The following is a 22083-nucleotide window of genomic DNA, read 5'->3' on the forward strand; positions in this document are numbered from 1 at the left end:
GCGTAGAGGCTCAGGGGAGGCGGGGGAGAAGCGATTGCGCAAACTCCGTCAGCGTGTCGTCGCGCGCGCCCATCACCACGATCCGGTCGCCGGGGCGGGCGAGGGCGGCGATCCGGTCGGCGCAATCCTCGCGCGCGGGGATGTGCTCGGCGCTGCCGCCCGCACCCTTGATCAGCGCGACGATCCTTTCGCTGCCGACCGAGCGATCCACCGTGCCGCCGAAATAGACCGGGTCGCACATCAGCGTCACATCATCCGGCGCCAGCTCGCGCGCAAAGGTTGCGGCGAGCTCTTCGCCCATCTGGCGCAAGGGGCCGTAGCCGTGGGGCTGGAAGAACGCGATCACCCGGCCGGGCGTCGCCTTCAGCGTGCGCAGCGTGGCGGCGCATTTTTCGGGGTTGTGGCCGAAATCGTCGATCACCGTGATGCCGCCAGCCGTGGTGCCGACCACTTCGAAGCGCCGCGCCAGCCCCTGGAAACTGCGCAGGGCATAGGCGGCATGGCCCACCGCGATCCCCGCCGCGCTCGCCGCCGCAATTGCCGCCAGCGCGTTGGAGAGGTTGTGCAGCCCCGGCATCGGCAGGATCAGCGGAAACACCTCGCGCTTGCGATTGTCGATCACCGCCGCGCGCAGGCCCAACTCGCTCTGGTCGATCGAATCCGGGTCCACCGTGATGTTGGCCGAGCGCGTCCTGACCCCGAAGGTCACCTTTTTCTGCGCGCGCGGGACGAGATAGCCGGCCTCCGCGCTGTCGAGATTGATCACCGCCGTCCCGGCCTTGCCGACGAAATTGCCGAACAGCACGCGCAATTCCTCGATGGTCTTGTGGTCGAGGCTGACGTTGAGCAGCACACCGATGGTCGGGCGATAGAGCGCGATCGAGCCGTCGCTCTCGTCGACCTCGCTGACGAACAAATCGCGCGATCCGATCCGGGCCGAGGCGAAGGGGTTGGCGGGCGTGACGAAGTTCTTCATCACCGCGCCGTTCATCACTGTCGGATCATGACCCATCTCGCTCAGGATCCAGGCGATCATCCCGGTGACGGTGGATTTGCCCGAAGTGCCGCCGACAGCGACCGAAAAGTCGGCAGCGTTGAACAGGTGCGAGAGCAGCTCGGCGCGGCTGAGGCGGGCGCATCCGAGGTCGCGCGCGCGGGCGACTTCGGGCACGCTGTCCTCGATCGCGGCCGATGCGATCAGCACCTGCTCCTGCGAGGATACGCCGCTGCCGTCCTGCGGGAACAGGGTGAAGCCGGCCTCCTCCATCCAGGCGAATTTTTCGGACGTGCGGCCCTGATCGCGGCTGCGGTCCGACCCGGCGACCGGGTGGCCGAGGCCGTGCGCGATCTGCGCCAGCGGCAGCATTCCGGACCCGCCGATGCCGCAGAAGAACAGCGGCCGCCCTGCGAGCGACCCGGCGATGATCCCGTTATCCATATCGCATTGGGTTATTGGCTTGCGCGCGGCCTGACAAGCGCCATAGTCTGGGGAACATGACGAATATCGCCATCTGCGCGCCCGCCACGCCCATCACCCGCGAACAGCAGGCGGCGCTCGAGCAACTGGTCGCCGCCGAGTTCCCGCAGGTGCGCGTGACCTTTCACGAACAGTGCTTTGCGCAGCACGGCCATTTCGCAGGCGACGACCTCACCCGTCTGACCGCGCTGCTCGACTGCGCCAATGATCCCGCCTTCGATGTCGTGTGGTTCGCCAAGGGCGGCTACGGCTCGAACCGCATTGCCGAAGCGGCGGTGGTGCGGATGAACGATGCGGCGCGGGCCAAGACCTATGTCGGCTTTTCGGATGCGGGCTATCTGCTCGCCGCGCTCTACAAGGCAAGGATCGGCCAGTGCGTCCACGGCCATATGCCCGTGAGCGCGCGGTCGGAAGGCGGGCGTGAGGCGATCCGGCGGGTGTTGCGCTGGCTGGAGGGTGACACCAGCGGGGTCGAACCCAGCCTCGACGGCACGACCCCGGCGGCGGCCTTCAACCTCATCACGCTCGCCATGCTGACCGGCACGCAGATGATGCCCGACCTCACCGGCCACGTGCTGATGGTCGAGGAAGTGGCCGAGCACATGTACGCGGTCGACCGCCTGTTCTTTCACCTTGCCGGAACACTGCCGCGCCTCGCCGGCCTCAGGCTGGGGGCGATCACCGATGTGCCGGAAAACTATGTCGAATTCGGCCAGACTGAGGAGGAAATCGCGCAATTCTGGTGCGCGCGGATGGGCGTGCCCTACCTCGGCCGGGCGCTGATCGGGCACTATTCTGCCAACAGGGTTGTGCCCTTCGGCCTTGCCAGCCCGCCCGCGCGGACGTAACGGCGCGCCCCAATTCATAACGGATGGGGTCTGATATGCGCGCGTTCATTTTTCCGGGGCAGGGCAGCCAGAAGGTCGGCATGGGCGCGGAGCTGGCCGCGTCAAGCGAAGCCGCGCGTGACGTGTTCGGCGAGGTTGACGATGCGCTGCGCCAGAACCTGTCGGCGATGATGCGCGAGGGCCCGGAAGATCGCCTGACGCTCACCGAAAACGCCCAGCCCGCGATCATGGCCAATGCCATCGCCACCCTGCGCGTGCTGGAGCGCGATTTCGGCGTGAAGCTGCTTGAGCACGCCAATTGCGTCGCGGGCCATTCGCTCGGCGAATACACCGCGCTCGCCGCGATCGGAGCGTTCAAGCTGACCGACGCCGCGCGCCTGTTGAAGCTGCGTGGATGGGCGATGCAGGCCGCCGTGCCGCTGGGCGAGGGCACGATGGCAGTGCTGCTCGGCGCCGATGTCGATCAGGCCAAGGCACTGGCCGAGGCTGCCGCGCAAGGCGAAGTCTGCGAAGTCGCGAACGACAACGACCCTACGCAAGTGGTGATCTCGGGCCACACCGGCGCGATCGAGCGGGCGGTCGGGCTGGTGAAGGATTTCGGCATCAAGCGCGGCATGATCCTCAATGTCTCGGCCCCGTTTCACTCCTCGTTGATGGCCCCGGCTGCAGAGCGCATGGCCCATGCCCTTGCCGCAACCCCGCCCGGCGCGCTGGCCGTGCCGCTCTACGCCAATGTCACCGCCGCACCCGTCACCGACCCCGAGGAGAGCCGCGCGCTGCTGGTCGAGCAGGTCACCGGCCGGGTGCGCTGGCGGGAAAGCGTGCTCGCCATGCGCGCGGACGGGGTGGAGCAGTTCGTCGAGCTGGGCGGCAAGGTCGTGGGGCCGATGGTCGGGCGGATCAACAAGGACGCGCAGGTGACCAGCCTTGTCACCATGCAAGACCTTGAGGCCTTTGCCAAAAGCCTGTGATGCGATAATCTCGCCCCATCCGGCGAAGGCCGCGCTTGGGGAGAGAAATATGATAACAGAGGCACCGCGCGCTGGGCAGGCTGTGTCGATCGGCGTGGTGCTGGCGATTGTGGCGCTGCTGATCGCCGCTGTCGGCCTCAGCGCTCCCTCCGATGCCAAGGCGGGTGCTGCGGCAGCCGGGTCCGGCCTCGAGGGGTTCGCCGACAGGACCGCGCTCGATGCCTTCACCCGCAAGATGGCGCGGCTCGAGCGGCAACAGGCGACGGTCGAGAACCTCGTGCTGTCCGCGCCGCCTGCGATTGACCCCGTTGTGGCCGACGCCGCCGAGCCTCCCCCACCCGGCAGCGAAAGCATCACCAACACGCAGGAGGCGGGGGTCGACGAAGGCGGGATCGTCAAGCAGGCGGGCGACTATCTCGTCGTGCTGCGCCGCGGGCGGCTCTTCACGATCCGCATCGGCGGCGACACGCTCGCGCCCGCGGGCATGATCGACGCCTTTCCGCCCGGCAAGAACGATCCCGACGACACCTGGTATGACGAAATGCTGATCCATGATCGGCAGGTGATCGTGATCGGCTATTCCTATGGCTCGGCCGGGACCGAGATCAACCGCTTCGACATCGGCGAAGGTGGCAAGCTCGCTTATCGCGACACGCACTACCTGCACTCGGGCGATTACTATTCGTCCTCGAACTACGCTTCGCGGCTGATCGGGGACGAGCTGGTGTTCTACACGCCGGTGCCCGCCTACTGGTCGGATCTCGACGACAATCTGCCGGTGATCCGCAAGGGCAGGCCCGATGCCCGGCCCGTGCCGCTGGTGCGCCCGCGCGACTTCCTTGTCGCCGAGCCTTACCGCAAGGGAGGCTACCCCCTCGACACGCTCCACACCGTCACCCGCTGCACGCTCGGCGCGACCCTCGATTGCCGCGCGCGCGCGATTGCGGGAACGTGGAGCCATGCCTTCTACGTCTCTCGGGATGCGGTCTATGTCTGGACGGGGGTGGCCGAGGACACGTCCCGCGGGGAAACACGCGGCGTTCCGGGGCAGCTTTACCGCATCCCGCTTGCAGGTGGCACGCCCGGCGCGGTTCAGGTCAGCGGATCGCCGGTCGACCAGTTCTCCTTCGCCGAGGATGCCGAGGGCGGCGTGCTGCGGGTGCTGCTGCGCGGCGAGGGCAGCGGCGAGGGCATGTGGGACAGCGAGGTCAGCGGCGGCAGCGTGGCGCTCGCCAGCGTGCCGCTTGCGCGCTTCGGGAACGGCGCGGGGCGCCTCGCGCTGGCGGATTACCGCACATTGCCCGCGCCAGAGGGCTGGCGCTTCCACAACCGCTTCGTGGGCAATTACGTGCTCTATGCCGCGGGAGACTATGGCAGAGAGGAAGAGACGGGCACGGTCTATGCGGTCCCGCTCGGCGGCGGGGCCGTGCAGGAAATCGCCATTCCCCACGGCGTCACCCGCTTCGACCGGATGGGCAGTGACGCGATCGCGATCGGCCCGGCCCGCGGCGACGGGCTCGGCTTCTCGGCTCTTTCCCTGGGGGGTACGCCCCGGTTGGAGGACGTTTACATCCTTGCCGCTGCGGGCGAGGGTGAGACCCGCAGTCAGGCGTTCTTTTTCCGCCCCGATCCGGGGAGCAGCGACGGCACCTCGGGCGTGCTCGGCCTGCCGATCAGCCGCAGGGAGGCGCGCGGCGACGGCGGGGAGTTCCTCGGTGCAGGTTCGGCCATCGCCTTCATGCGTCGCGCCGCGCGCAAGCTTGCCCCGATCGGCGAACTCGCGGCGGCGCCGGGTGTTTCGCGCTCCGACAATTGCAAGGCCTCCTGCGTCGACTGGTACGGCAATGCTCGCCCGATCTTCACCGGCGGACGGGTCTTCGCGCTGATGGGCTACGAGCTGGTCGAAGGCACCCTGTCGGGCGGCGCCATAACCGAGCGGCGGCGGGCGAGTTTTGCCCCGTGAAGCGCGTGATCGGGCGTTGACCCCCGCGCCTCGGCGGCGCAAGGAGCGGCCCTGTTTCAGCGGCAAGGAACCGACGATGTTTTCACTCACTGGCATGAACGCGCTGGTCACCGGCGCATCGGGCGGGATCGGCTCGGCCATCGCCCACGCGCTCGCATCGCAGGGTGCGCGGCTCGCGCTGTCGGGATCGAACGCGGGCAAGCTGCGCGCCTTCCGTGACGAGCTGAACGCGGCCTATCCGCACCACGATCACGACGGCCATGTCGAGATCACCTGCGATCTCGGCAACCAGACCCAGGTCGAGGAGCTGATCCCGGCGATGCTCGATACGCTGGGGACGATCGACATCCTCGTGAACAACGCCGGCATCACCCGCGACAATCTGGGGATGCGGATGAAGGACGAGGAGTGGGATCAGGTGATCCGCATCAACCTCGAAGCCAGCTTCCGCCTGATGCGCGCCGCCGCCCGCCCGATGATGAAGGCGCGCTTCGGGCGGATCGTCAACATTACCTCGGTGGTGGGCGCGACCGGCAATCCGGGGCAGATGAACTACTGCGCCGCCAAGGCGGGCCTCACCGGCATGACCAAGGCTTTCGCGCAGGAAGTCGCCAGCCGCGGGATCACCGCCAACTGCGTCGCCCCCGGCTTCATCCGCACCGCGATGACCGCCGCGCTCGACAAAAAGCAACAAGCCGCGATCAATGGCCGCATCCCGATGGGCCGGATGGGCGAGGGGAGCGAGATCGGCGCGGCCGTCGCCTTCCTCGCCAGCCGCGAGGCGGCCTATGTGACGGGCGAAACCCTGCACGTGAACGGCGGGATGGCGATGCTGGGATAGGGCGAGGGCCTTGTTGCCCCCCCTTATCCCCAGCCGCGTCGCCCCTCGCAAAGCCGCCTGCTTGCCCGACGCGCCGCCCGCGCTAAGGTTTGCATGACTTTCCGGCGCTTGAGGGCGATTCCTTCGCCCCTGTGCCATACACAGGACCGATAGGGACAAGCGATGAAGGCCACGATCGAACGCGCGACGCTGCTGCGGTGCCTTTCCCACGTGCAGTCGGTGGTGGAGCGCCGCAACACCATTCCGATCCTTTCCAACGTGCTGATCGACGCCGATGTCGGCGGCTCGGTGCGGGTGATGGCGACCGATCTCGATCTGCAAGTGGTTGAAACCATGAGCGCGTCGTCGGTGGACCAGCCCGGCGCGATCACCGTTTCGGCGCACCTGCTGTTCGACATTGCGAGGAAGCTGCCGGAAGGGAGCCAGGTCAGCCTCACCACCGGCGAAAACCGCCTCGAGGTCAAGGCCGGCCGCTCGAACTTCAAGCTGCCGACCTTGCCGCGTGACGATTTTCCGGTGATCGTCGAAGGCGATCTACCGACCAGCTTCGAAATCCCGGCGCGGATGCTCGCCGAACTGATCGACCGCACCCGTTTCGCGATCTCGACCGAGGAAACGCGCTACTACCTCAACGGCATCTTCCTCCACGTCACCGACGAGGACGAGCCGCTGCTGAAGGCTGCCGCGACCGACGGGCACCGCCTCGCGCGCTTCACCCTCCCGCGCCCCGAAGGGGCTGCCGGGATGCCCGACGTGATCGTTCCGAGGAAGGCCGTGGGCGAGCTGCGCAAGCTGCTCGATGAAGCGCTCGACAGCAATGTGCTGATCGACCTTTCCGCCAGCAAGATCCGCTTCACGCTGGGCGGCGAGGGCGGAGTGGTGCTGACCTCCAAGCTGATCGACGGCACGTTCCCCGATTACAGCCGCGTGATCCCGACCGCCAACGACAAGCTGCTCAAGGTCGATCCCAAGCTGTTCTTCTCGGGCGTCGACCGCGTCGCGACCATCGCCACCGAGAAGACCCGCGCAGTCAAGATCGGGCTCGATCAGGACCGCGTGACCCTGTCCGTGACCTCGCCCGACAATGGCACTGCGGCGGAAGAACTGGCGGCGGAATATCGCGCCGAGGGGCTCGAGATCGGCTTCAACGCCAACTACCTCAAGGACATCCTCGGCCAGATCGACAGCGACATGGTGGAGCTCCACCTCGCCGACGCCGGCGCGCCGACGCTGATCCGCGAAAACGACCAAGCCCGCGCGCTTTACGTGCTGATGCCGATGCGGGTGTGATCCCCGCCTTCTACGGAGGGGAATGCCGATGAACGCCGAACAGGTTCACGTCCGCAAGGGCGCGCTCACCGATGCCGCGCTGGTCGAGGTACCGCTCGCCCCACTGGCTGACGGCGCGGTGCGGCTCGCGATCGAGAGCTTCTCGGTCACCGCCAACAACGTCACCTACGCGGTGGCGGGGGACAGCTTCAAATATTGGGACTTTTTCCCGGCGCCCAAGGGGCAAGGGATCGTGCCGATGTGGGGCCATGCGCGGGTGGTCGAGAGCCGCCACCCGGACATTGCCGTGGGCGAGCGGGTCTATGGCTATCTGCCGATGGCGAGCCATCTCGACGTGCTCCCCGGCCGGGTGAGCGCGGGCGGCTTCATGGACACCGCCGCACATCGCCAGCCGATGAGCCCGGTCTACAACAGCTACACGCGCCTCGCCGCCGATCCGGAGCATGATCCGGCGCGCGAGGCGGAGCGGATGATCTTCGGGCCGCTGTTCCGCACCGGATTCCTGATCGAATATTTCCTGCGCTGCGAGGACTGGTTCGGGGCCGAGCAGCTGATCGTCACCAGCGCCTCGTCCAAGGCCGCGCTGGGGCTGGCGAGCGTCGCGCGGCAATCCTCGCCGGGGGTGAAGCGCATCGGGCTGACCTCGCGCGGGAATGTCGCCTTTGTCGAAGCGACCGGGCTCTATGACGAGATCGTCGCCTATGACGATCTCGAGCGCGTGCCGGTGCTGCGTAGCGTCAGCGTAGATTTCGCGGGCAATGCCGAGCTGCTGGCGCGTATCCATCGCCACTTCGAGGACGCGCTCGCCCATTCTGCGCTGGTGGGGATGACCCATATCGAGGCGCGCTCGACCTTCGGCGCGGGCGATGCCTTGCCCGGTCCCAAGCCGCAGCTGTTCTTTGCACCCGATCATGCCGTCGCCTTCTTCAAGGCGCATGGCCCGGAGGAGGGCGGCAGGCTGGTCGCGGCGGCGTGGCACGAATTCCTGAAGGCCGCCGATGGCACCGTGGCGATCGAGCGGCACAAGGGCCTTGCCGCCGCGCGCGACGTGTTCGCGGCAATGGTGGCGGGGCAGATCGACCCGGCCAAGGGGATCGTGATCGAGCCCTGACCGAAGGGTGGACTACTCCGCCGCTTCGGCCAGCTCCACCCGCTGCGGCCCGCGGATGAGGCCGCCGGGCGTCTCGCCCGTCCACTGCCCGTCGCGGAAGGTGACAATGCCGCTCTTGATCGTCGCTACATAGCCCGTCGCCTTCTGCAAGAGCCGCTTGCCGCCCGCCGGAAGGTCGAAAGCGAGCCACGGCTTTCCGAGCTTCAAGGCCTCCATGTCGATCACATTGAGATCGGCGAGATAACCCGGCGCGATCACCCCGCGATCCTCCAGCCCGTAGAGCACCGCCGTATCGCGGCACTGGCGCTTGATCGCCTGCTCGAGACCGATCCGCGCCCCTCGCCGGCGGCTTTTGACCCAGTGCTCCAGCATGAAGGTCGGCGAGGCCGCATCGCAGATCGTGCCGCAATGGGCGCCGCCATCGCTCAGCGAGTTGACCGTATCCTCGGCGTGCTGGAGCGGATGCAGGAAATCGAGATTCCCGTCGGCGTAGTTGAGGATTGGCAGGTAGATGAAGCCCTTGCCATCGTCGCGGCACAGCAGGTCATAGGCATATTCCTGCGGGCTCACGCCGGCTGCGAGAGCGCGGGCGTTGATGCTGGCGTCGGCGGCGGGCTCGTAATCGAAATCGGGGTCCATCTCGAATTGCAGCGTCCAGCCCATGCTGATCGCCATAACCACGCCGCCAATGTCCTTGGGCGCGTCGGTATAGTCATTGGGCTCGGCGAGCATCTGCGCCTTGAAGGCAGGGTCGAGCAGCTTGGCGCGCTGCTCTTCCCACGGGAGGTCGGCAATCGCCATCCAGCTCGGGCGGAAGCGGAAGGGGTGGACGGTGCCCTGCCACGCCATCACGATCCCATTGCCGCGCAGCGCGATCTGGGCGACGATATTGGCGCCGTTGTCGTTCTCGGCGCGCATGGCCGCGATCTGTTCGTCGAGCGAGAGCTCCTTGGCGATGGATTGCAGCGCGGCGAAGGTGACAGAGATCTTTGCCTCGCGCGAAAGCTGCCCCATCCAGCCGAATTCGTTCCACTCGCGCTTCAGATCGCTCGCCATTTCGAACACCGCATGGCCGCCTGCTGCCGTGGCCCGGCCCATGGCATGACCGATCGCGATCAGCTCTTCGGGCGTGGCGGTGGTGCCGGGGACGAGTTCGCCGTCGACCGATTTGTGGAGCACTGTGCGCGAGGTCGAGAAGCCCAGCGCCCCGGCGCGCACGCCGTCCTCCACGATCTGCGCCATCGCGGCGATGTCTTCGGAGGTGGGCACCGCGCCTGGCTGCTCGCGGTCGCCCAGCACATAGGCGCGCACCGCGCCGTGGGGGACGTGAGTGCCGATATCGACCGTGCGCGGGAGTTTTTCCAAAGCGTCGAGATATTCGGGGAATGTCTCCCAGTCCCAGGTGATCCCTTCGGCGAGCGCGGTGCCGGGAATGTCCTCCACTCCTTCCATCAGGCTGATCAGCCAATCGTGGCGGTCGGGCTTGGCGGGGGCGAAGCCGACACCACAATTGCCCATGACGACCGTAGTCACCCCATGCCAGCTTGATGGGGCCATCTCCTGATCCCAGGTCGCCTGCCCATCGTAATGGGTGTGGATGTCGACGAAGCCGGGGGTGACGGTCTTGCCGGTCGCATCGATCTCTTCGGTAGCGCTGCCGGCGACGCGGCCCACGGCGACAATCACCCCATCCTTCACCGCGACGTCGGCGGTATAGGCAGCAGCCCCTGTACCATCGACGATCGTGCCGCCCCGGATGATGAGGTCGTATTGCGCCATTGTCTCTCTCCCTTATGACAGTGAGAATGTCGCAAAGCGGCTTGCCGGGCAAGGGCGGGGGCGGCGCGCTATCAATTGCGTGACTCGGGTGCGGGTCGTTGAGGGAGCAGGCGAAATGGTCAAGGCAACATGGAACGGCGCGGTCATCGCCGAGAGCGACGCGACCGTGGTGGTCGAGGGCAACCACTACTTCCCGCGCGAAGCGGTCGACCCGGCGGTGCTGTCGGACAGCGCCACCACCACGGTCTGCCCGTGGAAGGGCACCGCGCATTATCACTCCATCACCGTCGACGGAAAAACCAACACCGACGCGGCGTGGTATTACCCCGATCCAAAGCCCGCCGCAGCCGAGATCAGGGATCGCATCGCTTTCTGGCGCGGCGTCGTAGTGGGCTGAGCCGCAAGCAAAAGCGGCGCGGGAGTCGCCTCCCGCGCCGCTGTCATGACGTCATGCCGTCGAGATCAAAGCTGCACTTCGGCAACCTTGTCCTTGTAATCTTCCTTGGGGTCGATCCCGAGCAGCATCTTGATGCCCGCGACCACCGACGAGGCGTCGATCCAGACTTCCGCATTCTGCGGATCGAGGCGGATCAGCGCGATCTTGGGGTCGTCCTTGCCTTCGTACCAGGCGGCGACAAAACGGTTCCAGAGGCGGTCGATCGTGGCCTGATCGCGGGTGGTCGAAAGGTTGCCATGGACGCTGGCCCACACGTCGTGCCCCTTGGAGGCAAAATGCGCCATCGAGCGCGGGGTTTTGCCCCCCAGTTCGGCCTGCTGGATCAGCTGGTAGAGGCCGTTGTCGGTCGAGGTGAAGAACCACACCGGGCCTTTGTATTCGCCATCCTCGTAGAGATCGTCCTCGAGCTGGGCGGTCATCGGACGGGCATGGCCATCCTCGCCCCCGGCCATGCCGAGGAACATCGTCATGTCGCTCTTGAGCGATTTCCAGAACTTGCTGCGAATTTCCGCGTCGGTAGCCATGTTCGTCTCCTGTATTCGTGAACAGGAGAGCCAAGCCCCGACGCGGAAAGAATGTTCCGCTTAGAAGACTTCGAAGAGACCAGCCGCCCCCATTCCGCCACCAACGCACATGGTGACGACGACGTACTTGGCGCCGCGACGCTTGCCTTCGATCAGCGCGTGGCCGGTGCAGCGCGCGCCGGTCATGCCGTAGGGGTGGCCGATCGAGATCGAGCCGCCGTTCACGTTGAGGATGTCGTTAGGAATGCCGAGCTGATCGCGGCAGTAGAGCACTTGCACCGCGAAGGCCTCGTTCAGTTCCCACAGGCCGATGTCGTCCATCTTCAGGCCGGTCTGCTTGAGCAACTTCGGAATGGCGAAGACCGGGCCAATGCCCATCTCGTCAGGCTCGGTGCCTGCGACCGCCATGCCGACATAGCGGCCGAGCGGCTGAAGGCCCTTCTGTTCGGCCAGCTTGGCTTCCATCAGCACGGATGCCGAGGAACCGTCCGACAGCTGCGAGGCGTTGCCCGCGGTGATGTTCATGCCCGGGCCCATCACGGGGTTGAGGCTCTGGAGACCTTCGAGCGTGGTATCGGGCCGGTTGCCTTCGTCCTTCGACAGCGTGATTTCGCGCTGCGAGACTTCCTTCGTCTCCTTGTCGACCACGTTCATGGTGGTGGTGACTTCGACGATCTCGTCATCGAACTTGCCGGCCTGCTGCGCTGCGGCGGTGCGCATCTGCGACTGGTAGGCGTATTCGTCCTGCGCTTCGCGGCTGATGTTGTAGCGCTTGGCGACGGTCTCGGCAGTGCCGAGCATCGGCATGTAGACGTCCTTGTGCATCGCGATCAGCGAACGGTCGGGCGAAACGCGCATTTCCGGCGTCTGCACCATCGAGATCGAATCCTGACCGCCGCCGACGACGATATCCATATTGTCGACGATGATCTGCTTGGCGGCGGTCGAAATCGCCATCAGGCCCGAGGAGCACTGGCGGTCGATGGTCTGGCCGCTGACCGTCACTGGGCAACCGGCACGCAGCGCGACCTGACGGGCGATGTTGCCGGCCTGCGTGCCCTGCGTGAGGACAGCGCCCCACACAACATCGTCGATGGCGCCAGCTTCGATCCCGGCGCGTTCGATCGCGGGGGCGAGGCTCAGCGCGCCAAGGGTGGCGCCGGGGGTGGCGTTGAAGGCGCCCTTGTAAGCCCGGCCGATGGGGGTGCGGGCGGTGGAAACGATTACGGCGTCACGTGCCATGATGGGGGTATCCTTGTGTTCGGGGGTGCGCCCCCGCGCCGGCGGGGGGCTCGGTCGGTATTGGAAATCGTCGCTTGAGGTCCCCGCCTTCGCGGGGACTCACAGCATCAAAATCACACGAAGTACTGCGTGATCCACTCGCAGATCAGCGCGGGCTTTTCCTCGCCTTCGATCTCGATGGTGATCTCGCAGGTCTGCTGCCACTGGCCGGGGCGCTTTTCGATCATTTCGGTGAGCTTCCAGTGGCCGCGGATGCGCTTGCCGGCGCGGACCGGGGCGATGAAGCGGGTCTTGTTGCCGCCGTAGTTGACGCCCATTTTCACGCCGTCGATGCGCGGCGCGCCGCCCTGGGCGCCGAGATAGGGGATCATCGACAAGGTCAGGAAGCCATGGGCGATGGTGCCGCCGAAGGGCGTCATCTTGGCCATCTCTTCGTTGACGTGGATGAACTGGTGATCACCCGTCGCCTCGGCGAACTGGTTGATGCGTTCCTGGCTCATTTCGGCCCATTCGCTGGTGCCGATCACTTCGCCGACCTTGGCGGCCAATTCCTGCGGGTTCATGAGGCTTCCTCCTTGCCGTTCGCCGACGGGATCGCGTGCCCGCCGCGCTGCGTTTGCGGGGGCTTCATGGCGCAACACAGGGGGGAGCGCAACGCTCTCTAATGTGCCGCTACGGCACCGGGGAGGGACGTGGGGGAGGCCGAACGCCGCGGGGCGGAGCGGGCCAGCGCCGCGCGCGCCGAATCGATCCGGCGGCAATAGGTGTGGAGCCCGATCTGCAAGGCGACCAGCATCAGCATCACCGGCTGATAGGCGATCCCCTGAAAGGTGGCTCCGACCAGATAGATCACCGCGCCCATCTGCAAGGCGGCAGCGAGCGGCGCGATCCAGCGCTCGGCCTCGTCCTCGGCCTTGCGCCAGCGCCTTTGCAGCCGCTCCATCTGCCACAGCCCAAGGGCGTGGAGCGCCAGCCACATGATCAGCCCCGGCCAGCCCTGTTCGCCCAGCATCTCGAAGATCGAGGAGTGATAAGCGCGGCCCTGATCGACCACTTCCTTGTATTCGATGCTGGTGGTGTTCCCGTCCACCGTGCGCACCGGCATCGAATATTCGAAGCGGTTGCCGCGATAGGCGTCGAACCCGCCGCCCAGCGGTTTTTCGGCGACGTAATCCAATGTCCACTCCCACACCGCCACGCGGGTCGAGGCGCTTTCGTCGCCATCGGGCTGCGCGATGGTCGCCATCCGGTCGTAATAGGACTGCGGCAGGAAGGGCAGGGCAGCGAGCCCGAGCACACCTGCGCCCGCGATGAACAGGATGCGCCGCTTGGTGTAGCGCAGCATCAGCACGCCCAGCGCGGCGATGCAAAGCAGCCCGGTGCGCGCCTCGGTGCCGATGGGGACGAGGAAGCAGGCGAAAGTCAGCGCCACCGCAAACGCCGTCACCATCCAGTGCGGGCGATAGATCGTCCCGTGGCGCACGAACCACCACAGCAGCGGCACCAGCCCGATCGCGACGGTGGCGAGCGTGGAGCTCTCGTAAATCCCGCTGTTGTCGTTCACGAAGAACTTGAGGTTCTGGTAGCCCCCGCCGCCGAGCACGGTCTTCATCCCCGTGCCGATCACAATGGTCGCGACCGAGAGCAGCAGCACCAGCGCCAGCCCCTCGATCCGCGCGCGGGTGGTGAGCGTGAGGGGGAGGAAGATCGCGAACAGCAGCGCCTTCCACACCCAGTCCCACTTGGTCAGCGCATCCTCGGGGAAGTCGGCATGGCCGGTGCTCCACCAGCAATAGACCAGCAATGCGAGCATCAGGCCCTGCCTGAGCGTGAAGCGAGCGCCGGTCTTGCGGTCCAATGCCAGCCACCCGCCAAACGCTGCCGCAAAGGCGATCAGCGACAGCGGCAGGGTGGTGATGACGGTGTAGCCGATGCGCTGCGGGGCAAGAATGTCGATATAGACATAAAGCAGCACCCACAGGAACGGGCGCTTGAGGCCCAGCACCAGCACGTAACCGATGAAGGCGAGGAAGACGAGATCAAGCATCGGGACGCTGCTCGCTCTCATCCTCAGCCGTATCCTGCGCGCGGCGCGCGGCGCTGCGTCCGGCGCTGCTGGTGCGCTTGCGGCTCTCGGCGGCCTCGGCCTCGATTTCGCCGATCAGCGGATCATCATCCAGCCCGGCGCGCAGCACCAGGCGCAGCATCGCCACTGCCAGCAGGGCATGGCCGATCGCCAGGGCGACATGATCGATCATCGCGGGAGGCTCCGGGCCATGCTCATGCGCGAGCCTTACGCCCATGCAGTTGACGGCGCGTTAAGCACGCCTGCGATATGAGCCACGCCATGACCCGCGTGTTGCACGTTCTCGACCATTCGCTGCCGCTCCATTCCGGCTACACCTTCCGCACCCGCGCGATCCTCAAGGCGCAGGAGGGGCACGGGCTGGAGGTGCGCGGGATCACCGGCCAGCGCCACAATGTCGAAGCGCCCGGCGGGCCGATGTGCGAGGTAGCGGACGGACTGACCTTCCACCGAACCCCCGGCACGCCCGCAGGCCCGCCCGGTTTCCGCGAGATGGACGAAGTCGAAACGCTCACCGCCGCGATCCTCGCTTTGGCCGAGGAATGGCGGCCACACATCATCCACGCCCATTCGCCCGCCTTGTGCGGCGCCGCCGCGCAGCGCGCCGCCGGGGCGCTGGGTGTGCCTTTCGTCTATGAGATCCGCGCCTTCTGGGAGGATGCTGCGGTCGGCAATCTGACGGGCACCGAGGGCAATCTGAAGTACCGCCTCACCCGGGCGCTCGAAACGCGGGTGGCGCGCTCGGCCGATGCGCTGTTCACCATCTGTGACGGGCTCAAGCAGGATCTCGCCCGGCGCGGCATTCCCGAGACCCGCATCCATGTGATGATGAACGGGGTCGACCTCGATCTGTTCGGCGAGCCGGTGGCGCGCGACGATGCGCTGGCGGGCGAGCTCGGCATTGCGCCCGGCGCGCCGGTGATCGGCTATATCGGCAGCTTCTATGCCTATGAGGGCGTCGACGATCTGATCGCGGCGATGCCGCTCCTGCGCCGCTCGCACCCCGACGCGCGGTTGCTGCTGGTGGGGGCAGGGCCGATGGCGGACGCCTGGCGCTCCGCCGCCGCCGCACTGCCCGAGCCGGAAGCGGTGATCTTCACCGGGCGCGTGCCGCATACCGAGGTCGAACGCTATTATTCGCTGGTCGATGTGCTCGCCTATCCGCGCAAGAGCCAGCGCCTCACCGATCTGGTCACACCCCTCAAGCCTTTGGAAGCAATGGCCCAGCGCAAGCTGGTGGCGGCCTCCGGCGTCGGCGGGCACCGCGAGTTGATCGAGGACGGGGTCACCGGCACGCTCTTCGCCGCCGACGATCCCGCCGCCTGCGCCGCCGCGCTCGCCGCTCTGCTCGATACGCGCGAGGGGTGGGAAGCGATGAAAGACCGGGCGCAGGCCCATGTCCGCACCCGCCACGACTGGGCGGCCAATGCGCGCGGTTATCTCTCTGTTTACCATCTCTTGCTAGCTGGAGAAAAGAGCGGCGCTGCGGGGCGCAGGGCCGCGACGGCAGGATGAGAAACGCATGAAACCGCGTCAGCAGCAGGGTCGATCGCAGCAACGCAAGGCGCGCAAGTCGCGCAAGGGCAACAAGGCCTCGCTGGTCGCCAACCGGGCGTTTGCGCCGCTGCTCGGCCTGTGGGGCCTGGCACTGGGCGCGCTGGTCGTCGTCGTGCTGCCTGCGTCCATGGTGGATGCGGCGACGCGCGGACTGATGATCGGCAATCTCGGCCTGCCGGTGCAGCCCTTGCTGGCCGGATTTGCCGGCGTGCTGATCGGCGGCGTGCTGTTCATGATCGCCGCATTCCTGGGCGCTGCCGCACGGCGCCGCGCGGGAGAGCCTTCGATCGTCCGCCGCGCCGCGCGCGAAATGCGGCCGATCGATCCGGTGCGCGACCTCGGCAGCCGCAGCCTCGACGAGCCGATCGAGACCATGCCCTTTGCCACGCCCGCGTGGCGCGATGCCGACATCGAGGACCCGGCGCCCAAATCGCTCGCTGCCGCCGTGATGCGCGAGCTCGATCTGTCCGAATTTGCCGAACTGCCGGGCCGCAACGCGGTGTGGGTCGAGGAGCAAGTGCCGGCACCGGAAGAGCCGGTCGCAGTCTCGCAGCTCGAGCCGCAACCGCCCGTGGCCGAGCCCGCCGCGACCGAGCCGCGCCCCGTGCCGCAGGTCGCCGCGCTGCGCGCGGTCGCCGCGCTGCCCGATCCCGGCACTGCCGCGCTCACCCGCCTGCGCTCGGTCCCGGCCAGCGAGCTGAGCCTGCCGCAGATGGTCGAACGCTTTGCCGGGGCGCTGCACGAGCACCGCACCACGCCGCCCGCCCGCTCGCTCTCGGCGGCCGATCTGGCCGCGCGCGAGGCTGCGCTGGCCGAAGCGCTGAAGGCACTCGCCGCGATCAGCGCGCCGGTCCGCGACGTTACGGCCCCTGCGGGTGAGAGCGATCCGCTCCACGCCGCGCTCGCCCAGCTCCAGCTGCAACGCGGGGCGGCCTGATCCGCACGGGACACGCAAAAGCTGCAACCGATCCCCGCGATTAGTGCATGGTGCGCAATCTAAGAATAGTTTGAATAGGTCTGCGAGAAATATTACTTCGCGCGAGACCCTTGCCAAATCCGCTTCCTGTCGGCATGAGGGGCCCGAAAACGGGGCCGGCGCTGACCTTTACATGGCACAGCCGCTCCGCGTGACCTGCCAAGAGGCGTGTTCCTGCGCATGAGCGATCATGCGATCACGGGTTCGCGCCTGTCGGCATCTGACAGATCGGACTTTTGCCATGGGATATCCCTCCTCCCAGGGTCTCTATGACCCCGCCAACGAACATGACGCCTGCGGCGTCGGCATGGTTGCGCATATCAAGGGAGAGAAAAGCCATGCGATCATCGCGCAGGCGCTGGAGATTCTCGAAAAGCTCGACCATCGCGGCGCGGTGGGCGCTGATCCCTTGCTGGGCGATGGCGCGGGGATTCTGATTCAGATTCCCGATCCGCTGATCCGCCGCTGGGCCATGGCCGAGGGCCACGATCTCCCGCAGCCGGGCGACTATGGCATTGCCATGTGCTTCCTGCCGCAGGACGCGGCGGCGCGCGACTTCGTCAAGGCGCGGATGGAGGCCTACACCGCCAAGGAACGCCAGCGCTTCATCGGTTGGCGCGCCGTGCCGACCACGATGGAGGGCCTCGGCGCGGCGGTGATCGCCTCGATGCCGGTGATCGAGATGGCGGTGATCGCGCGCGGGGCGGGCTGCGCCGATCAAGACGCTTTCGAGCGGAAGTTGCTCACCATCCGCAAGCAGGTGCAGAACCCGCTCGCGCAGCTGGCCGAAAAGCATTCCCTGCCGGGCGTGACCGAGACCTATCTGCCCAGCTTCTCGACCCGCACCATCGTCTACAAGGGCCTGCTGCTGGCAACGCAGGTGGGCAGCTTCTACGACGACCTGCGCGATCCCGATTGCGTCTCGGCGCTCGGTCTCGTCCACCAGCGGTTCTCGACCAACACCTTCCCCAGCTGGCGGCTCGCGCACCCGTTCCGCTTCATCGCCCACAACGGCGAGATCAATACGGTGCGCGGCAACGTCAACTGGATGAACGCGCGCCGCCGCACGATGGAAAGCGAGCTGCTCGGCCCCGATCTCGACAAGATGTGGCCGATCATCCCGCACGGGCAATCGGACACGGCCTGCCTCGACAATGCGCTCGAACTGCTGATCGCGGGCGGATACAGCCTCGCGCACGCGATGATGATGCTGATCCCGGAAGCCTGGGCCGGCAATGCGTTGATGAGTCCCGAACGGCGGGCGTTCTACGAATATCACGCCGCGCTGATGGAGCCATGGGATGGCCCGGCCTCGGTGTGCTTTACCGATGGCCGCCAGATCGGCGCGACGCTCGACCGCAATGGTCTGCGTCCGGCGCGCTTCTGCGTGACGAAGGACGACATCGTCTGCCTCGCTTCGGAAAGCGGCGTCCTGCCGTTCGCCGAGGAAGACATTGTGCGCAAGTGGCGGCTCCAGCCCGGCAAGATGCTGCTGATCGATCTCGAACAGGGCCGGATCATCGAGGATGACGAGCTCAAGGCCGATCTTGCCACTGCCGAGCCCTATGCCGAATGGCTGCATCAGGCGCAGTACAAGCTGGGTGACATCACCGATATCGTCCCCGAACTGGCGGCGATCCCCGCGGAAGAGGGAACGCTGCTCCAGCGCCAGCAGGCGTTCGGCTACACGCAGGAGGATATCGCCCGTTTCCTCGAACCGATGGCGGTGGAGGGCGACGATCCGATCGGCTCGATGGGCACCGACACGCCGATTGCGGTGCTGAGCAACCGTGCGCGGCTGCTTTACGATTATTTCAAGCAGAACTTCGCGCAGGTCACCAATCCGCCGATCGACCCGATCCGCGAGGAACTGGTGATGAGCCTGACTTCCATGATCGGCCCGCGCCCCAATTTGCTGGGCCGCGATGCGGGGACGCACAAGCGGCTTGAGGTCGATCAGCCGATCCTTACCAACGAGGATCTCGCCAAGATCCGCTCGGTTGAAGAAGCGCTCGACGGCGCGTTCCGCTGCGCCACTATCGACATCACATGGGATGCGAGCAGCGGGGCCGAGGGCCTTGAAATGGCTCTGACAGAGATGTGCTGGGCGGCGACCGAGGCGGTGCTGCAGGATCACAACATCCTCGTCCTCAGCGACCGCGGGCACAACGACGCGCGCGTGCCGATGCCCGCATTGCTGGCGACGGCGGCGGTGCATCATCATCTGGTGCGCCAGGGCCTCAGGATGCAGACCGGCCTTGTGGTCGAAACCGGCGAAGCGCGCGAGGTGCACCACTTCTGCGTGCTGGCAGGCTACGGCGCGGAGGCGATCAACCCCTATCTCGCTCTGGAGACCCTGGAGGCCCTGCGGGCCAAGCGGCACCCCGATCTGCCCGCGACCAAGGTGCAGCAGAACTTCATCAAGGCGATCGGCAAGGGTATCCGCAAGGTCATGTCCAAGATGGGCATTTCGACCTACCAGTCGTACTGTGGCGCGCAGATTTTCGACGCCGTTGGCCTGTCGAGCGCCTTCGTCGAGAAGTACTTCACCGGCACCGCCACCACCATCGAAGGCATCGGCCTTGCCGAAGTCGCCGAGGAAGCGCTGCGCCGCCACGGGCAGGCGTACGGCGACAACCCGCTCTATGACGGGATGCTCGATGTCGGCGGCATCTACCAGTACCGCCTGCGCGGCGAGGAACATGCCTGGACACCGCAGAACGTCGCGCAATTGCAGCACGCGGTGCGCGGCAATGACCCCAAGAACTACGAGGAATTCGCCAAGTCGATCAACGAGCAGTCGGAACGGCTGCTGACGATCCGCGGCCTCCTCGAATTCAAGAAGGCCGACCAGCCAATTCCGCTGGACGAGGTCGAACCGGCGAGCGAAATCGTCAAGCGCTTCTCGACCGGTGCGATGAGCCTCGGCTCGATCAGCCATGAAGCGCACTCGACCATGGCGATCGCGATGAACCGCATCGGCGGGCGCTCGAACACGGGCGAGGGCGGGGAAGAGCCGTTCCGCTTCAAGCCGCTGGCGAACGGCGATTCGATGCGCAGCCGGATCAAGCAGGTCGCGTCCGGGCGGTTCGGCGTCACCACCGAATACCTCGTCAACTCGGACGACATCCAGATCAAGATGGCGCAGGGTGCGAAGCCCGGCGAGGGCGGGCAGCTTCCGGGGCACAAGGTCGACAAGCGCATCGGCGCGGTGCGGCACTCGACCCCGGGCGTGGGCCTCATCAGCCCGCCGCCGCACCACGACATCTATTCGATCGAAGACCTTGCGCAGCTGATCCACGATCTCAAGAACGTGAATCCGGTCGCGCGGATTTCGGTCAAGCTGGTGTCCGAAGTGGGTGTCGGCACGGTGGCGGCGGGCGTCTCCAAGGCGCGCGCGGACCATGTCACCATCGCCGGCTATGACGGCGGCACGGGCGCTTCGCCGCTGACATCGCTGACTCACGCAGGCTCGCCGTGGGAGATCGGCTTGGCCGAAACCCAGCAGACGCTGCTGCTCAACGATCTGCGTGAACGGATCGCGGTGCAGGTCGACGGGGGGCTGCGGACGGGCCGCGATGTCGCCATCGGCGCGCTGCTCGGTGCGGACGAGTTCGGTTTTGCCACCGCCCCGCTGATCGCCGCCGGGTGTATCATGATGCGCAAGTGCCACCTCAACACCTGCCCCGTCGGCGTCGCAACGCAAGACCCGGTGCTGCGCGCGCGCTTCACCGGCCAGCCCGAGCACGTGGTCAACTACATGTTCTTCGTCGCCGAGGAACTGCGGCAGATCATGGCCGAGATGGGTTTCCGCACCGTGGCCGAAATGGTCGGCCGCGTGGATCGCCTCGACACCCGCCGGATGGAGCGTCACTGGAAGGCGCGCGGTATCGACCTGTCGCGCATCCTTCATCAGGTGCCGCTGCGCGAGGGCGCATCGCTGCGCCAGATCGGCGAGCAGGATCACGGGTTGGGCGGCGCGCTCGACAACCGTCTGATCGCCGACTGCCGCGCCGCGATCGAGACGAAACAGCCGGTGCAGCTCGAATACGAGGTGCGCAACGTCAACCGCACGGTTGGCGCGATGCTCTCGGGCGCAATTGCCAAGGCGCATGGGCACGAGGGCCTGCCGACCGACACGATCCGCATCAACCTCACTGGCGTGGCCGGGCAGAGCTTCGGCGCGTGGCTGGCGCACGGGGTGACGCTCGATCTGGTCGGCGACGCCAATGACTATGTCGGCAAGGGTCTTTCCGGTGGTCGCATTATCGTGCGCCAGCCGCCGCAAGCCCCGCGCGCTTCCGACGAGAACATCATTGTCGGCAACACCGTGATGTACGGCGCGATCGCGGGCGAGGCCTATTTCAACGGCGTCGCGGGCGAGCGCTTTGCGGTCAGGAACTCCGGCGCGATTGCGGTGGTCGAGGGCACCGGCGATCACGGCTGCGAATACATGACCGGCGGCGTCGTAGTGGTGCTCGGCAAGACCGGGCGCAACTTCGCTGCGGGCATGAGCGGCGGGGTCGCTTATGTCTATGATGCCGAGGGGCAATTCACGGACCTCGTCAACCACGCACAGGTCGATCTCTTGCCGATTTCGGCCACGCCGGACGCGGATGAGGGCACAGGCCGTCCTTCGCAACGCCCGCGCTCGGTCAACGATTTCGGGATGGGCGACATGCTGCGTCACGATGCCGAGCGGCTGCGCATTCTGGTCGAGCGGCACCAGCTTCACACCGGCTCCAGGCTGGCGGGCGAGTTGCTGGAGAACTGGGACGCGGCGCTGGGCAAGTTCGTCAAGGTGATGCCGCGCGATTATGCGGCGGCGCTGAAGAAGCTCGAAGCGGAACGGCTCGAAGCCGAAAGCGTCGCGGCGGAATAAGTTGTTCCCACCCCCGACCCCTCCCGCAAGCGGGAGGGGAGCGAGACTTGGCGGCTTTGCCGCCTAGTCACAGCGGGGT

17 protein-coding genes are annotated in these 22083 nt (G+C 66.6%); 10 read left to right on the forward strand and 7 right to left on the reverse strand.

The genetic code is table 11. The annotated features are described in order from the left end of the window. Positions 1 to 10: 10 nt before the first annotated feature. On the reverse strand, positions 11 to 1438 hold the full coding sequence (locus E2E27_RS10240) for a glutamate ligase domain-containing protein (RefSeq protein ID WP_141458869.1): 1428 nt from the start codon (positions 1436 to 1438) through the stop codon (positions 11 to 13). Between the two features lie 56 nt (positions 1439 to 1494). Here E2E27_RS10240 and E2E27_RS10245 point away from each other — a divergent pair, with 56 nt between their 5' ends. From E2E27_RS10245 to E2E27_RS10270, 6 genes are all read left to right on the forward strand, one after another. Beyond that, positions 1495 to 2325: an LD-carboxypeptidase gene (locus E2E27_RS10245; RefSeq protein WP_141458870.1), complete on the forward strand. Its 831-nt coding sequence runs from the start codon at positions 1495 to 1497 to the stop codon at positions 2323 to 2325. Positions 2326 to 2360: 35 nt separating this feature from the next. Continuing rightward, positions 2361 to 3296 carry an ACP S-malonyltransferase gene (fabD, locus tag E2E27_RS10250; protein WP_141458872.1) on the forward strand — a complete coding sequence of 312 codons (936 nt, stop codon included), beginning with the start codon at positions 2361 to 2363 and terminating at the stop codon, positions 3294 to 3296. 49 nt (positions 3297 to 3345) lie between these two features. Continuing rightward, positions 3346 to 5259, forward strand: coding sequence for a beta-propeller domain-containing protein (locus E2E27_RS10255; protein WP_141458875.1), 1914 nt, complete (start codon positions 3346 to 3348; stop codon positions 5257 to 5259). Between the two features lie 76 nt (positions 5260 to 5335). Beyond that, complete coding sequence (gene fabG / locus E2E27_RS10260) at positions 5336 to 6100, forward strand: 3-oxoacyl-[acyl-carrier-protein] reductase (RefSeq protein WP_141458877.1); 765 nt, start codon at positions 5336 to 5338, stop codon at positions 6098 to 6100. 162 nt (positions 6101 to 6262) lie between these two features. Then, on the forward strand, positions 6263 to 7390 hold the full coding sequence (gene dnaN / locus E2E27_RS10265) for a DNA polymerase III subunit beta (RefSeq protein WP_141458878.1): 1128 nt from the start codon (positions 6263 to 6265) through the stop codon (positions 7388 to 7390). 28 nt (positions 7391 to 7418) lie between these two features. Further along, positions 7419 to 8501: a DUF2855 family protein gene (locus tag E2E27_RS10270; protein ID WP_141458880.1), complete on the forward strand. Its 1083-nt coding sequence runs from the start codon at positions 7419 to 7421 to the stop codon at positions 8499 to 8501. A gap of 12 nt (positions 8502 to 8513) precedes the next feature. Here the strand turns inward: E2E27_RS10270 and E2E27_RS10275 are convergent, their stop codons facing one another. After that, positions 8514 to 10280 carry an N-acyl-D-amino-acid deacylase family protein gene (locus tag E2E27_RS10275; protein WP_141458882.1) on the reverse strand — a complete coding sequence of 589 codons (1767 nt, stop codon included), beginning with the start codon at positions 10278 to 10280 and terminating at the stop codon, positions 8514 to 8516. A 115-nt stretch (positions 10281 to 10395) separates the two neighbouring features. Here E2E27_RS10275 and E2E27_RS10280 point away from each other — a divergent pair, with 115 nt between their 5' ends. Further along, positions 10396 to 10677: a DUF427 domain-containing protein gene (locus E2E27_RS10280; RefSeq protein ID WP_141458884.1), complete on the forward strand. Its 282-nt coding sequence runs from the start codon at positions 10396 to 10398 to the stop codon at positions 10675 to 10677. A gap of 65 nt (positions 10678 to 10742) precedes the next feature. Here the strand turns inward: E2E27_RS10280 and E2E27_RS10285 are convergent, their stop codons facing one another. The 5 genes from E2E27_RS10285 to E2E27_RS10305 form a co-directional block, all read right to left on the reverse strand. Then, entirely contained in the window at positions 10743 to 11261 is a 519-nt protein-coding gene (locus E2E27_RS10285; RefSeq protein ID WP_141458886.1) for a pyridoxamine 5'-phosphate oxidase family protein, read from the reverse strand. 60 nt (positions 11262 to 11321) lie between these two features. Continuing rightward, positions 11322 to 12503, reverse strand: a complete 1182-nt coding sequence (locus E2E27_RS10290; protein WP_141458888.1) for an acetyl-CoA C-acyltransferase — start codon at positions 12501 to 12503, stop codon at positions 11322 to 11324. A gap of 113 nt (positions 12504 to 12616) precedes the next feature. Further along, positions 12617 to 13066, reverse strand: coding sequence for a MaoC family dehydratase (locus tag E2E27_RS10295; protein WP_086607755.1), 450 nt, complete (start codon positions 13064 to 13066; stop codon positions 12617 to 12619). Positions 13067 to 13164: 98 nt separating this feature from the next. Next, a complete protein-coding gene (locus tag E2E27_RS10300; RefSeq protein WP_141458890.1) occupies positions 13165 to 14550 on the reverse strand; it encodes a putative O-glycosylation ligase, exosortase A system-associated in 1386 nt (461 codons plus the stop codon). Beyond that, a complete protein-coding gene (locus E2E27_RS10305) occupies positions 14543 to 14761 on the reverse strand; it encodes a hypothetical protein (RefSeq protein ID WP_141461785.1) in 219 nt (72 codons plus the stop codon). The genes E2E27_RS10300 and E2E27_RS10305 overlap by 8 nt, the downstream gene beginning before the upstream one ends. Positions 14762 to 14850: 89 nt before the next feature. Between E2E27_RS10305 and E2E27_RS10310 the strand changes: the two genes are divergently transcribed. The 3 genes from E2E27_RS10310 to gltB all read left to right on the forward strand — a co-directional run bounded on the left by E2E27_RS10310 (position 14851) and on the right by gltB (position 22004). Next, positions 14851 to 16104 carry a TIGR04063 family PEP-CTERM/XrtA system glycosyltransferase gene (locus E2E27_RS10310; RefSeq protein WP_141458892.1) on the forward strand — a complete coding sequence of 418 codons (1254 nt, stop codon included), beginning with the start codon at positions 14851 to 14853 and terminating at the stop codon, positions 16102 to 16104. A 7-nt stretch (positions 16105 to 16111) separates the two neighbouring features. Further along, the gene (locus tag E2E27_RS10315; protein WP_141458893.1) at positions 16112 to 17083 is read left to right on the forward strand and encodes a hypothetical protein; all 972 of its coding nucleotides are present in this window, start codon (positions 16112 to 16114) and stop codon (positions 17081 to 17083) included. A gap of 280 nt (positions 17084 to 17363) precedes the next feature. Next, positions 17364 to 22004: a glutamate synthase large subunit gene (gltB, locus tag E2E27_RS10320; protein ID WP_141458895.1), complete on the forward strand. Its 4641-nt coding sequence runs from the start codon at positions 17364 to 17366 to the stop codon at positions 22002 to 22004. Positions 22005 to 22083: the final 79 nt, after the last annotated feature.

Source organism: Porphyrobacter sp. YT40 (assembly GCF_006542605.1).
Taxonomy (GTDB): Bacteria; Pseudomonadota; Alphaproteobacteria; order Sphingomonadales; family Sphingomonadaceae; genus Erythrobacter.